Genomic DNA, 12817 nt, shown 5'->3' with positions numbered 1-12817 from the left:
AAATGTGGGAGCTGTCGAGCCCCAGCGAGGCTGCGAAAGCGGTGGGTCAGGCGACATCTCTATTGGCTGTGCCGTCGTCTTCGCAGCCTCGCTAAAGCTCGACAGCTCCCACATAGGACTGCGGGCAGCGTTCGCCTAACGCCGAGTCTTATGCTCCAATGCCGTCCTTCATTCGCTCACCCAGGAACCGCGCCATGGCCGACACCACCGACCAAGCCTTCTACGACCGTGCCGACGCACACATCGAACTGTCGAACGAACAACTCAAGGCTTGTGAAAACCTCGGCGAAGTCAGTGCCTCGATGATGTTCGGCACCACGCGTTTCAACGCCTGGGCCAGCGCACGCAACTTCAAGTCCGGCGCAGAAATGGCCCAGGCGCGAGAGGCAATGCTGAAGTATTTCTGCGATCAGTACCGGATGATGCTTGAGGACAATCTGGATGATCACATCAATAATTTCAGTCAGTACATGCTGGCAAGCACCGAGCCTTAAGCAAAAACACCGTGAATGAAGTGTCGGCACTCCCGAGCGGTGGCGTAGTCTCTTTGCAAGACACCCCCACTTTCGCTTAGCGGAGCTACCATGATCACTGTCCACCACCTCAACAACTCGCGCTCGCAACGTATCCTCTGGCTGCTCGAAGAACTCGGCCTGCCCTATGAAATCAAGCGTTACCACCGCGACCCCAAGACTAACCTCGCGCCGCCCGAACTCAAGGCCATCAACCCGCTGGGCAAATCCCCGGTGATCGAAGATGGCGCCCTGGTATTGATTGAGTCCGCCGCGATCATCGACTACCTGATCCGTCGTCACGGCGAAGGCCGTTTGCAACCCGATCCCGCCACCGCCACTTACGATAGATACGTGCAATGGCTGCACTTCGCCGAAGGCTCGGCCATGCTGCCGCTGATGCTCAATCTCTATGTTGGCCGTTTGGGTGAGGCGGGTGCGCCGCTGCATCCGCGCATTGAGTCGGAGGTTGCCAATTACCTGGGTTACCTGAACGACGTGCTGGCGGATACGCCGTATCTGATGGGTGACGAATTGAGTGGCGCGGACATCCAGATGAGCTTCGTCGGCGACGTTGCCTGGGCCCAGGGCAAGCTGCCGGCGTATCCGCACCTGTCGGCGTGGGTGCAGCGGTTTCAGGCGCGACCCGCGTACCGCAAGGCCGTGGAGCAGGGTGGGGACTATGCGTTTGCAAAGAAATAGGGCGCAGACCTGCCCAGGTCCTGGCATATGCCAATAACAAAGCTCTTTGAAATTTTTTATTCTTTCCTGACCTAGCCGAAGTTCATGCACAGTCCGGCCTTGCCGCGATGACTTCCCATCGCGCCTCAACAGCAAGGCTGAACGGCCGTAATCCGCACGGAGCATGTCATGGGTGTGAACCAGAACCCACATTTCGGCCTGATCGGGCAGATGTTCAAGAGTGATTACAGCTGGCTGTGTTCCCGTGTTGGCCGGGCCATGGGCTGTCCCCATGGGGCTCAGGACATTGCTTCGGAAACCTTCCTGCGGGTGCTGGCGTTGCCGGACCCGGCGGCGATCCGCGAGCCGCGTGCCTTGCTGACCACCATCGCACGACGGTTGATGTATGAAGGCTGGCGTCGCCAGGACCTTGAGCGGGCCTATCTTGAAGCGTTGGCCCTGGCGCCGCAGGTGGTGCATCCCTCGCCTGAAGAACGTTTGCTGTTGATCGAAACGCTGCTGGAGGTGGACCGCTTGCTCAACGGGTTGTCGGCCAAGGCCAAGGCGGCGTTCCTGTATCACCAGTTGGATGGTTTGACCTATGTACAGATTGCCGAGCGGTTGCAGGTGTCAGTGAGCCGGGTTCAGCAATACATGGCCGATGCCTTCAAGCGTTGCTACCTGGCGATGGCGCAACCATGAATGCTAAAGCGCCGGACGAGGCGATGATCGAGGAGGCGGCGCAATGGATGGCGCTGCTGCAATCCGGCCATGCCAGTGCCCAGGAACACACGGCATTCAGGCGTTGGCGCGAAGGCGACCCAAGGCGGGCAGAGGTGTTCAATCGCATGGGCAGCGGCATGGCCTTGCTGGGCAGCGACGAGTTGCGGCGCATGCCCCGCGACAGCCTGTTGCACACCTTGAATGCACCGTCGGGCCGTCGTGGTTTTATGCGTAATACCTTGGCGTTGGTGGGCGTCGCGGCGTTTGCGGGGCTGGTGACGCGGCTGTCCGACGGCTGGCTGCCGTTAGGCGCGTTGCGCACCGGCACCGCTGAGCGCTTGAGTGTGACCCTGGAGGACGGTAGCGCGTTGACCCTGGCGGCACGCAGCAAAGTGATGCCGCACTTCGACGCCGGGCAACGGTTGTTGCAGTTGCTGGAGGGGCAGCTGTGGGTGGATGTGAGCAAAGACAGCCATCGGCCGTTTATCGTCGAAACCGAACACGGCCAAATGCGCGCCTTGGGCACGCGCTTCCTGGTGCAGCAGGGGCAGGCGTACACCCAGATCGTCATGCAGCACTCCCAGGTTGAAATCACCACGCGCAGCGGTGCGGTGCAGGTGCTCAGTGCCGGCCAGAAAGCCACGTTCGACGCCCAGGGCATCCTGACCCTGGAGGCTGCGAGCGGTGGCGAAGCCGCCTGGACCCAGGGCCGCCTGGAGGTGCGCGACCGCTCCTTGGGCGAGGTGGTGGACGCGTTGCGTGATTACCGGCGCGGTATCATCCGCGTCAGTCCCGCAGCGGCGAGCTTGCGCTTGAGCGGGATCTTCCCCTTGGATGACACCGACAGCGCGCTACAATTGCTGGCTAAATCCTTGCCGGTGCAGATCGACCAGCACAGCGCTTATTGGGTCAGCATCGATCGTCGATAAAAAATCATCGCAGGCTCTATAAAAATCCCGAAGTTGTTGCACAACCCCATGCAGGCACGGGTTTGTCTGCCTGCGCGTCATCCTCGTGAGTGTTATAACCCCATGCTTTTTTGGCCTAACGCCGACCTATAAAAAACTCTGACTGGTTGTTCAACCCATCAAACGGACATCACTGATGGGAAGCTTAACCATGCATTTCACACACCCGCGTCGCGCCTCTCTGGCGGCACTGTCTTTGGCGATTGGCATGACGCTGTACGGCCACGGCGCCATCGCCCTCGGGCAGCCGTTGGCGGCGGCCGCGCAGGTTCAGACGTTTGCCTTCGATATCGCCAGCGGTCCGCTCGACCAGGCGTTGTTGACCCTGTCGCGCAGCAGCGGGCAGATCATTTCCTTCCAGCAAGACCTGGTGCAAGGCTTGAGCAGTGCGCCGGTGCGCGGCACCTTCACCACCGAACAGGCGTTGCAACAAGCGCTGCGTGGCTCGGCCCTGGAAGCGCTGCCCAGCGGTGACGGCGGCTGGGTGTTGCGCCGGGTGGCCAAGGCGCCGACGGCGGCGGTCAAGGCGGCACCGACGGCGGCCAAAGTACCGGGGGATGTGGCCTTGGAAAAAGTCGTGGTCACCGGCTCACGCATCGCCCGTGCGCAGGTCGAAGGGCCGTCGCCGGTCACGGTGATCAGCGGCGAAGAGATCACCAGCCGTGGCTACAAGAACGTCTATGACGCCATCGCCTCGCAAACCCAGAACACCGGCATGACCCAGGGCGAAGACTACGGTAACACCTTCCAACCGGCCGCCAGCGCCCTCAACCTGCGCGGATTGGGGCCGAACCATACGCTGGTGTTGATCAATGGCCGGCGCGTGGCCGACTACCCCACGGCGTACGACGGCACGGTCAACTTCACCAACCTGGCGAACATCCCGGCGGTGATGATCGAACGCATCGAGATCCTCAGCAGCGGCGCGTCGGCGGTGTACGGTTCCGATGCAATTGCCGGCGTGGTCAACATCATTCTCAAGGACAAACTCAGCGGCGTGGATGTGAACGTACGCGGCGGTTATGCCGAGCGCGGCGGCGGTGACAACCAGCGCCTGCAGATCAGCGGCGGTGACAGCTGGGGCGATTTCGACGGCGTGTTCGGCCTGGAGCTGAGCAACCGCCAACCGATATGGGCCAACCAGCGCGGCTTCATGACCGACGGTCCGCCGGTCAACGTCGGCTACCGGCGCAACCTCGACACCGGTGCCTACCTCGGCCCCGGCTGTGCGGCCTATGGAGGGATCTTCAACGGCAAGCTGGGCAACACCGGCAACCGCTGCACCACCAACCAGTACTACAACGACTACTCCACTATCCAGGCACAAAAGGAAAACTACGACGGCTACACCCGGGGCACCTGGCATTTCAGCGACAGCGGCAAGGTGTTCGCCGACCTGCTGTTCGGCTTCGACCATATCCAGAACAACACCCGTGGGCCGAGTTTCACCTCGCCCGATTTCATCAACCAGAACACCGGCAACCTGGAGCGCTGGTCGCGTACCTTCGCCAGTGAAGAAATCGGCGGCAAGACCAGCAACAACAGCAAATGGCGCGAGCTGTCATGGACCGGCACCCTGGGCCTGGAAGACAAAATCGCCGACACCGGCTGGGGTTATCAGATCGCCGCGAACCGCTCCGAGTACAGCAGCACTCGTAGCACCCGCTACACGCCGTTGAGTGGCATCCGCGATTATTATCTGGGGCCGCAACTGGGCACACAGGACGGACATCCGGTGTTTGCCCCGGACCCTTCGCGCCTGGACCAGCCGCTGACTGAGGAACAATGGCGGCAGTTTCGCGGCAACCTGGTGCAAAAGAGCAAGTCGGTGTCTCAGACCTTCAGTGCCAACATTAACGGCGACCTGTTCGAGCTGCCTGCCGGGCCGGTGGGCTTTGCCGGTGTGACCGAAGTGGGGCGCCAGTCCTACAGCGTGCATGCCGATGACCAACTCAATGACGGCACCTTCTACAACACCACGCCCACCCGCAACTCGGGCGGCGCTCGCGACCGTTATGCGGCCGGTGGTGAGTTCAGCATTCCGCTGACCGATACCTTGCTGGCATCGGCTGCCGGGCGTTGGGACCAATACAAATTCAGTGGTCGCTCCGAGCAGCAGAAAACCTACAACCTGGGCCTGGAGTGGCGGCCCATCAGCAGCTTGCTGTTTCGCGGCAGCTACGGCACCAGCTTCCGCGCGCCGGACCTCAATTACCTGTATCAAGCCCCCACCAAGGGCTACAAACCGGACCAGATCGACTACTACGGTTGCAGCAAGGGCCTTGAAGGTACCTGTGATCGCGGGCGCGTGGACTACACCCAAAGCGGCACCCCGGACCTGGCTTCCGAGCGTGGCAAATCCTGGACCTATGGCTTCGTGTGGTCGCCATCGCCGCAGTTCGATTTCTCCGCCGACTTCTGGCGCGTGCAGATCAAAGACCTGCTGACCACCGTCGACATCAACCGCCTGTTGCAACAGGAAGACCAATGCCGCAACGGCTTGCTCGATGCGGCCACCTGCGCCGACGTGCTGGCTCGCGTGCAGCGCAATGCGAGCACGGCGGCGGTCGACCCGAACAAACTGCAACAGGTGTATGTCAACGCGATCAACGCCGCCAGCGAACGGGCCAGCGGCCTGGATTTGAAAAGCAATATCCGTTGGGGCGCGGGGCAATACGGTGCGTTCAGCTCAACCATCGGCTACAGCCTGGTACTGTCCCATTACCTCAAGGAGTCGGACGAAGCACAAACCCAGAACCTGCGCAGCAGCACCAACAACTACGACTGGCGCAGCAAGGTCAACGCCAGCCTGACCTGGGATTACCAACACTTCACCAGCACCCTCACGGCGCTGCGTTATGGCAGCGTGACCAACGGCGCCGGTGACGGGCGCTTGTCGCCGTGGACCACCTTCAACGCCAGTGCGCGCTACCAAGTCAACAAACAGGCCAGCGTCGGGCTGACCGTCAACAACCTGTTCAACACCTACAAGCATGACGACTCTGCCGGCTGGCCCTATTACCCGGTCGGCAACTACGACCCCTATGGCCGGCAGGTGTGGCTGGACGTGAGTTACCACTTCGGCCAGTAGCATAAGCACATGCGTTAACGGTCTAAACGGGCCTCTATAAAAACCTCGGCGTCGACGCACAACCCTGCATACCCAGACATTGGACAGGGAGCCCTCGACGCCATGCTTGAACCCAAACACATTGGTTTTCTACTGACCTTCGCCGCCGCCACTGTGGCGGCGGCTGACCCGCAGAGTGACGAAAGCCCCTCGCTGATCCCGCAACTGCAACGCATCGAAGTCACCGGCAGCGCTATCCGCCGGGTCGATGCGGAAACCGCCGTGCCGGTGACGATCCTGCGCACCGACGAGCTGAAAAAACAGGGTGTCACCACCACCGAGCAACTGGTCAGCCGCATTGCCGCCAACCAATCTTCGGTGGGCTCTGGCCGTTCGATTGGCTCCAGCAGCGGCGGCGCGGCGTATGCCGATTTGCGTGGCATCGGCCCCAACAAAACCTTGGTTCTGCTCAACGGTCGGCGCCTGAGTAATAACGCGACCAGCGCGATCAACGCGTCGGGCGTCGACCTCAATACGATCCCGTTCGCCGCCATCGACCGTGTGGAAGTCCTGCGCGACGGTGCCTCGGCGCTGTATGGCACGGACGCCATCGGCGGCGTGATCAACTTCATCACCAAGAAGAGCGTGACCGAAGGCCAACTGACCGTGGGCGGCAGCACACCGACCCATTCCGGTGGGGGTGACACCAACAACATCAGCGGCAGCTGGGGTTTCGGTGACCTGGAGGAGGATCGCTTCAACGTGTTCGGCGTGGTCAGTCACGACAAACAACAGAGCCTCAAAGCCAAAGACCGTGACTACACCTACAATTATCAGCCGGGCCGTGGCCTGGATTACTCATCGGGCGTGTCTTCGCCGGCCAACTGGAGCCAGGGCTCGAATGCCAGCAACCCATTGGCCGCGTCCGGTTGCAACGCGCCCGGCTTGATCGCCCGCAGCGGCATCTGCCGACAATCGTTGTGGAGCTACCTGGACCTGGTGCCGGAAACCGAAAAAACCTCGTTCTTCGGCAAGGCCAGCGCCAAACTGGCCGACGACCACACCGCCAGCCTCGAATATTTCTGGGCACGCAATCTCAACCGCACCCAGATCGGCCCGGGCTTGTTGCAGGGGTTGCAAGTGCAGCCCGGCACGCCGTTCTACCCTGGCAACGGCATCACGCCGGGGCCAACCCGCTTTGCCCTCGACCCGACCCAGCCGGTCGATGTGAACTGGCGCGAAAGCGAGGTGGGGCCGCGCAAGCATGAGGACGATAACGTCAGTCAGCGCCTGCTGCTGACCTTCGAGGGCACGGCGGCAGGTTGGGATTACAACGTCGGCGCGGCCTACAACCAGAACAAAGTCACCAACGCGATCCAAAGCGGTTATGTGGATGACCGCGCGGTGGCCAACGGCATCAATACCGGCGTGATCAACCCGTTCGGCCCGCAGTCGGCGGCGGGCAGGGCATTGCTCGATGCCAGCGCGGTGGACGGTGACTACGCCACGGCCGTCGGCCGGGTCAAAAGCCTCGATGGGCGCGTGAGTCGTGACATTGGCGATTGGTTTGGCGCCGGACCCTCGGCCTTGGCACTGGGCGGTGAATACCGCAAGGAGGATTTTCACCAGGTCTTTGAAGACTTTGCCGCCAATGTGCAAAGCCTGGGGATCGACCCGGCCGGCAGCGTTGCGGGGGACCGCACGGTGTCGGCGCAGTATGCCGAGGTCAACGTGCCGGTGCTCGACAGCCTGGAAGTGTCGGCGGCATTGCGGCACGACAAATACAGCGACTTCGGCAACACCACCAACCCCAAGTACTCGTTCCGCTTCCAACCGTGGCGTGAGTTGGTGGTGCGCGGTGCCTACAGCGAAGGGTTTCGTGCGCCGTCCTTGTATGAGCTGTACAACCCGAACAGCACCGGCTTCACCAACGCCAACTACAACGACCCGCGCCTGTGCGCCGGCGGCTCACCGAGCAACGGCGGCCTGGCCAACCGCGACTGCGCCCAGCAGTTCTTCAGCCGCACGGGCGGCAACCCGGACCTCAGCCCCGAGACGGCGCGCAACGTGACGCTGGGCTTTGTCTATCAGCCGGTACGCGATCTGTCCGTGGGCCTGGATTTCTGGTGGATCAAGATCGCCAACCAGATCGCCGAATTCCCCGAGTCGGCGGTGTTCGAACAGCCCGACCTGTACCCCGAGCGCATCGTGCGCAAGGCCGATGGTTCGATCGACCACATCGTCACCGGGCTGGCCAACCTGGGCAAGGTCAAGACCAATGGCGTGGACGTCAGTGTCGATTACCGTTTTCCCGAGTCCAGGCTGGGCCTGTTCGGCGCCAACCTGCAAGGCACTTACGTCAACAGCTACGAGTACCAGCAGCAGCTCAAGGGCGCGTTCATCGACAAGCTTGGCGACTACCGCGGCGGTGACTTCGCCTCGGCGGGGGCCGTGGCCCGTTGGCGCCACAGCCTGACCGGCACCTGGAGCAAAGGCCCGCTCGGCGCCTCGCTGACCAACCGCTACACCAGTGGCTACAACGACTACAACCGTGCGTATCACGACAAGGTCAGCGCCTGGAGCGTCTGGGACCTGGCCGGCACCTACACCTGGCGCGACACCGCCCAAGTCACGGTCGGCGTGCAGAACCTGTTCGACCGCGAACCGCCGTTCAGCAACCAGACCTCGACCTTCCAGAGTGGCTACGACCCGCGCTATTCCGACCCGTTCGGGCGCACGTTGTATAGCCGGGTTTCCTACAACTTTTGAGTGCGAAAGACATTCGCCAAAACGATGCAATTTGAAGGTGGGAGCTGGCTTGCCTGCGATGAGGTCGTGTCAGTCGATGCTTCAGTCATTGACATACCGCTATCGCAGGCAAGCCAGCTCCCACATTGGATCTCCGGTGTTTTCGGAAAAGGAGCTGCGTTTGTGAGGTTGTTTCGTTGCATCTTATGGGCAGCGCTGATGGGCTTTTGGGCACCATCGCTGTTCGCTCAGCCAACACACGCCCTGACGGTTTACGGCGAAGCGCCCAAGTACCCGGCCACGTTCAAACACCTGGACTACGTCAACCCGGACGCGCCCAAAGGCGGCAGCTTCCGGCGTTCGTCCATGGAGGGCGGGGCGTTTGATCATTTGATTCCGTATGTCGACAAAGGCACCGGCATCACCCAGATCCAGGGCTGGCTGTACAGTCCACTGGCGTACCGTTCCCAGGATGAGCCTTACACCGTGTATGGCCTGGTAGCGCAGTCCATGGAGCTGGCGCCGGACCATTCCTGGTTGCGCTTCACCCTCAACCCCAAGGCGCAGTTCGCCGATGGCACGCGCATCACCGCGCAAGACGTGGCCTACACCTTCAAGCTGTTCACCACCCAAGGCAGCCTGGCTTATCGCCAAAGCTTTGCCGATGTGGACCAGGTGCTGGTGGAGTCACCGAGCCAGGTGCGTTTTACCTTCAAAAGTGCAGACAACCGCACCTTGCCCCTGGACATCGCTTCGCTGCCGGTTCTGCCGGAACATTGGTGGCGTGGGCGCAACTTCGCCAACGGCGGTGGCTTTGAACCGCCTCTGGGCAGCGGCCCGTACCGCATCAGTGCGGTGGACAACGGTCGCAGCGTCACCTTTGAACGGGTCAAGGACTGGTGGGGCAAGGACCTGCCGGTGAGTCGGGGGCAATACAACTTCGACACCCTGCGCCTGGAGTTTTTTGGCGATACCGATGTGTCGCGCCAGATCCTGCAAGCCCAGGGGTATGACTTCAACCGCGAGTTTTCCGCCACCAGCTACTCGGTGGGCTACGACGGCGAGGCGTTGCGCGATGGCCGCCTGCAACGTGAGCATCTGGCGCCGCACGCAGTGCAGGGTACCCAGGGGTTTGTGTTCAACCTGCAAAAGCCACCGTTCCAGGATCGCCGCGTGCGCGAGGCGTTGAGCCTGTTGTGGGATTTCGACTGGAGCAACCGCCAGATGATGCACGGCATGTACCTGCGCCAGCGCAGCTTTTTTTCCCGTAGCGCCCTGGCCGCCAGCCAACTGCCGGATGCCGAGGAGTTGGCGATTCTGGAACCCTGGCGCGGGCGCATTCCCGATGAAGTCTTCACTCAGGTCTACCAGCCGCCCCACACCGATGGCAGCGGCCGCATTCGCTCGCAACAGGCCCGCGCCTTGAAACTATTGGAGGAGGCCGGCTGGACGCCGCGTGGCGATCAACTGGTGAATGCCCAAGGCACACCGTTGCAATTCACTTTCCTCAACAGCCAGAAGGGCTTCGAGCGTTTGTTGCTGCCCTACAAACGCAACCTGGCGCAGATCGGCATCGGCTTCAATATCCGCCTGATCGACGCCGCCCAGTACACCAACCGAGTGCGCGCCCGGGACTACGACATGATCGTCGCCGGCTACCCGGTCAGCCCCTCGCCGGGGCGCGAGCTGATCAACTACTTCGGCTCCGACAGTGCCGACGATCCGGGCTCCAACAACTACATGAGCCTGCGCAACCCGGCAGTGGACGCCTTGATCGACGGCCTGGTACGCGCCGGCGACCGGCCGACCATGGTGCGCTACGCCCATGCCCTCGACCGTGTCCTGCAGTGGGGCTTCTATTGGATTCCCAATTACTACCCGCCGGGCTCGTCCACGCTGTGGTGGAACCGTTTCGGCCGCCCGCACACCGCGCCACTGAATGAAGTGGGCATCGACACCTGGTGGGAACTGAGTCCCACGCCGCTGACCACTGCGCAAATGCGCCAACTGACTGAGGTGTCCCAACATGCTGGCCTATAGCGCGCGCCGTTTACTGCTGATCGTGCCGACCCTGTTGTGCATCCTGCTGGTCAATTTCTTTATCGTGCAGGCCGCTCCGGGTGGCCCGGTGGAACAAGCCATCGCCCGCTTGCAAGGGATCGGCACCCAGGCATCGGTGGCGGGCACCCGGGTAGAAAGCGGCAGCAATGAATCGCGTACCCAGCGTGGGTTGGACCCGGCGCTGGTGGCCGAGATCGAACGTCAATACGGTTTCGACAAGCCTTTGGGCGCGCGCCTATGGCTGATGCTCAGCCGCTATGCGCAGTTGGATTTCGGCGACAGTTTTTTCCGTGGGGCCAAGGTTACCGACCTGATTCTGCAAAAGCTGCCGGTGACCTTGTCGTTGGGCTTCTGGGCCACGTTGATCAGTTACCTGGTATCGATCCCGCTGGGCATCCGCAAAGCCGTGCGCCATGGCAGCCGCTTCGATGTATGGAGCAGTGCGGCGGTGATCATCGGCCATGCGATGCCAGCGTTTTTGTTCGCCCTGTTGCTGATTGTGGTGTTCGGCGGTGGCAGCCTGTTGAACTGGTTCCCGGTGCGAGGGTTGGTCTCGGAGAACTTCGCCGACCTGTCGTGGCCGGGCAAGGTGCTCGACTATTTCTGGCACTTGGTACTGCCGGTGCTGGCGCTGGTGATCGGCGGTTTTGCAACCTTGACCATCCTGACCAAGAACAGCTTTCTGGATGAAATCAGCCGCCAGTACGTGGTGACGGCGCGGGCCAAAGGCTTCAGCGAACAGCAGGTGCTCTACCGGCATGTGTTCCGCAACGCGATGTTGCTGATTGTGGTGGGCCTGCCCCAGGCGCTGATCGCGATGTTGTTCGGCGGATCACTGCTGATCGAGGTGATTTTCTCCCTTGATGGCCTCGGCCGCCTGAGCTACGAGGCGGCGGTGGCGCGGGACTATCCCGTGGTGTTCGGCACGCTGTTTATCTTCACCTTGGTCGGGTTGGTGATCAAATTGCTCGGTGATTTGTGCTACCGCCTGCTCGACCCTCGGCTCGATTTCTCCGCGAGGGCCCAGTGATGTCGGTTTTTTCGCCTATTACCCGCCGTCGCTGGCTGCACTTCAGACGCAATCGCCGAGGCTGGTGGTCGCTGTGGATCTTTCTGGCGCTGTTCACCGCGTGCCTGGGCGGCGAGCTGTTGGCCAATGACAAACCGCTGCTGGTGGCCTACAAGGGCCAGTGGTATTTCCCGGCCTTCGCGCGCTACACCGAACAAGACTTCAACGGCACGTTGCCGTTTCAACCAGACTACCGCGATCCCTATGTGCGCGAGCTGATCGAGCAGAGCGGCTGGCTGTTGTTCGCACCCATCCCGTTCAGTGATGACACGGTCAACTACGATCTCACCGCGCCATCGCCCACCCCGCCCAGTACGACGAACTGGCTGGGTACCGACGACCAGGCTCGGGATGTGTTGGCCCGGGTGATTTTCGGTACGCGGGTGTCGCTGCTGTTCGCCCTGGCGCTGACCTTGGTCAGCACGCTGATCGGTATCACCGCGGGCGCGTTGCAAGGTTACTACGGCGGATGGGTCGACCTGCTGGGGCAGCGCCTGATTGAGATCTGGTCCGGGCTGCCGGTGCTGTATCTGTTGATCATCCTCTCCGGGTTTGTCGAGCCGAGTTTCTGGTGGCTGCTGGGGATCATGGCGCTGTTTTCCTGGCTGGCCCTGGTGGATGTGGTGCGCGCCGAGTTCTTGCGCGGGCGTAACCTGGAGTACGTGAAGGCCGCCCGTGCGTTGGGCGTGGGGGATGTTCAGGTGATGGTGCGGCACGTGCTGCCCAACGCAGTGACGGCCACCTTGACCTACCTGCCGTTCATCCTTACCGGAGCGATTTCCACACTCACCGCGCTGGACTTTCTCGGCTTCGGCATGCCCGCCGGCAGTGCGTCCCTGGGCGAGTTGATCGGCCAGGGTAAAAACAATCTGCAAGCCCCGTGGCTGGCACTGACGGCATTTTTTGCGTTGGCGCTGATCCTGTCCCTGTTGGTGTTTATCGGTGAAGCCTGCCGCGACGCCTTCGACCCTCGATCCTGATAAGC

Annotated in this window: 9 protein-coding genes; all 9 read left to right on the top strand. The window is 61.9% G+C overall.

Features of this window, described 5'->3' with window-relative positions; translation table 11 throughout:
* Positions 1 to 194 precede the first annotated feature (194 nt).
* Complete coding sequence (locus AC07V4_RS08040) at positions 195 to 494, top strand: DUF3144 domain-containing protein (RefSeq protein ID WP_492636024.1); 300 nt, start codon at positions 195 to 197, stop codon at positions 492 to 494.
* 90 nt (positions 495 to 584) lie between these two features.
* On the top strand, positions 585 to 1214 hold the full coding sequence (locus tag AC07V4_RS08035; RefSeq protein WP_492636025.1) for a glutathione S-transferase family protein: 630 nt from the start codon (positions 585 to 587) through the stop codon (positions 1212 to 1214).
* Positions 1215 to 1382: 168 nt separating this feature from the next.
* Entirely contained in the window at positions 1383 to 1895 is a 513-nt protein-coding gene (locus AC07V4_RS08030; protein ID WP_492636026.1) for a sigma-70 family RNA polymerase sigma factor, read from the top strand.
* Positions 1892 to 2845 (top strand): FecR domain-containing protein, encoded by a 954-nt coding sequence (locus AC07V4_RS08025; RefSeq protein WP_492636027.1) that lies wholly within the window; start codon positions 1892 to 1894, stop codon positions 2843 to 2845. Before AC07V4_RS08030 ends, AC07V4_RS08025 begins: the two co-directional genes overlap by 4 nt.
* Positions 2846 to 3035: 190 nt before the next feature.
* Positions 3036 to 5975, top strand: a complete 2940-nt coding sequence (locus AC07V4_RS08020) for a TonB-dependent receptor (protein ID WP_492636028.1) — start codon at positions 3036 to 3038, stop codon at positions 5973 to 5975.
* Positions 5976 to 6077: 102 nt separating this feature from the next.
* Positions 6078 to 8723: a TonB-dependent receptor gene (locus AC07V4_RS08015; RefSeq protein ID WP_492636029.1), complete on the top strand. Its 2646-nt coding sequence runs from the start codon at positions 6078 to 6080 to the stop codon at positions 8721 to 8723.
* A gap of 198 nt (positions 8724 to 8921) precedes the next feature.
* A complete protein-coding gene (locus tag AC07V4_RS08010) occupies positions 8922 to 10742 on the top strand; it encodes an extracellular solute-binding protein (RefSeq protein WP_492636058.1) in 1821 nt (606 codons plus the stop codon).
* Positions 10729 to 11793, top strand: coding sequence for a microcin C ABC transporter permease YejB (locus tag AC07V4_RS08005; RefSeq protein ID WP_492636030.1), 1065 nt, complete (start codon positions 10729 to 10731; stop codon positions 11791 to 11793). Before AC07V4_RS08010 ends, AC07V4_RS08005 begins: the two co-directional genes overlap by 14 nt.
* Positions 11793 to 12812 (top strand): ABC transporter permease, encoded by a 1020-nt coding sequence (locus tag AC07V4_RS08000; RefSeq protein ID WP_492636031.1) that lies wholly within the window; start codon positions 11793 to 11795, stop codon positions 12810 to 12812. Before AC07V4_RS08005 ends, AC07V4_RS08000 begins: the two co-directional genes overlap by 1 nt.
* Positions 12813 to 12817 lie beyond the last annotated feature (5 nt).

The sequence above is a fragment of the Pseudomonas sp. GW821-FHT03A09 genome (assembly GCF_059421065.1).
This window is presented reverse-complemented; position numbering and strand designations above follow the sequence as displayed.

Coding starts and splice junctions, on each gene's coding strand:
- AC07V4_RS08040 (WP_492636024.1), top strand. CDS start 195: ATGGCCGACACCACCGACCAAGCCTTCTACGACCGTGCCGACGCACAC.
- AC07V4_RS08015 (WP_492636029.1), top strand. CDS start 6,078: ATGCTTGAACCCAAACACATTGGTTTTCTACTGACCTTCGCCGCCGCC.
- AC07V4_RS08020 (WP_492636028.1), top strand. CDS start 3,036: ATGCATTTCACACACCCGCGTCGCGCCTCTCTGGCGGCACTGTCTTTG.
- AC07V4_RS08025 (WP_492636027.1), top strand. CDS start 1,892: ATGAATGCTAAAGCGCCGGACGAGGCGATGATCGAGGAGGCGGCGCAA.
- AC07V4_RS08030 (WP_492636026.1), top strand. CDS start 1,383: ATGGGTGTGAACCAGAACCCACATTTCGGCCTGATCGGGCAGATGTTC.
- AC07V4_RS08005 (WP_492636030.1), top strand. CDS start 10,729: ATGCTGGCCTATAGCGCGCGCCGTTTACTGCTGATCGTGCCGACCCTG.
- AC07V4_RS08035 (WP_492636025.1), top strand. CDS start 585: ATGATCACTGTCCACCACCTCAACAACTCGCGCTCGCAACGTATCCTC.
- AC07V4_RS08000 (WP_492636031.1), top strand. CDS start 11,793: ATGTCGGTTTTTTCGCCTATTACCCGCCGTCGCTGGCTGCACTTCAGA.
- AC07V4_RS08010 (WP_492636058.1), top strand. CDS start 8,922: ATGGGCTTTTGGGCACCATCGCTGTTCGCTCAGCCAACACACGCCCTG.